The 950-nt window shown below is 50.6% G+C and carries 1 rRNA gene; it reads right to left on the reverse strand.

Features of this window, described 5'->3' with window-relative positions:
- Window positions 1–286: ribosomal RNA gene (locus DZ860_RS25310) — 23S ribosomal RNA — on the reverse strand; the annotation flags it as partial.
- Window positions 287–950 lie beyond the last annotated feature (664 nt).

The raw sequence follows: 950 nt of genomic DNA on the forward strand, positions 1-950 counted from the left end.
TTGCTCTCCCACAACCCCGTTTTCACGGTTTAGGCTGCTCCCATTTCGCTCGCCGCTACTACGGGAATCGCTTTTGCTTTCTTTTCCTCTGGCTACTAAGATGTTTCAGTTCGCCAGGTTGTCTCTTGYCKGCCCATGGATTCAGCAGCAGTTCRAAAGGTTRACCTATTCGGGAATCTCCGGATCTAYGCTTATTTTCAACTCCCCGAAGCATTTCGTCGCTTRCTACGCCCTTCCTCGTCTCTGGGTGCCTAGGTATCCACCGTAAGCCTTTCCTCGTTTGAACCTCGCCSTTAACTTTAAGGCTATGCCATCCTAAGGTGCTGCTAAATGGAWRGATCTTATCAACGTCCATGAATGAWMAATCATAGATCGAACYGCCGAATCGGAAAAATTGKGTGCTATCATATAGCTTTGTATCGGCTAAGTTCACGAGTTGGAGATAAGCGGACTCGAACCGCTGACATCCGCCRCAGGGTAAACCACCGCCTMTCAGGCCCCTGACTGATTCTACCATARAGGCCAACRATAGACAAKAACTCCCCCCCGAACACAGCTTACAACTTTCATCGTACTGTGCTCTCCAAAGAGCAACTCTTCTCAAAATCTCAAAAGGTGMTGAGYTGGAATCCCATTCCAACTAAGGATTCTTGTGGTTCYRGAGGATCCAGCTACAGGAGAACCAGGAACGGAGAGCTTTCCCCCCCTTTTCCGCCCCAACTCTTTCGAATGCTGGTTTTAAGAATGAGTGATTGCCCTTCTCCGACCCTTACTGCCCAACMTGMGAGCGGACAGCTAAGGCGTTCCACGTATTGATCAGGGTTCTATGGTCGGTCCGYGACCCCTGGATRCCGMAGGCGTCCTTGGGGTGATCTCGTAGTTCCTACGGGGTGGAGACGATGGGGTCGGTCCATGGATTTTCCTTCCTTTTGCCGCATTTCGCTCAAAGG

The sequence above is a fragment of the Vibrio sinensis genome, from assembly GCF_003605645.1.
GTDB classification, from domain to species: Bacteria; Pseudomonadota; Gammaproteobacteria; order Enterobacterales; family Vibrionaceae; genus Vibrio; species Vibrio sinensis.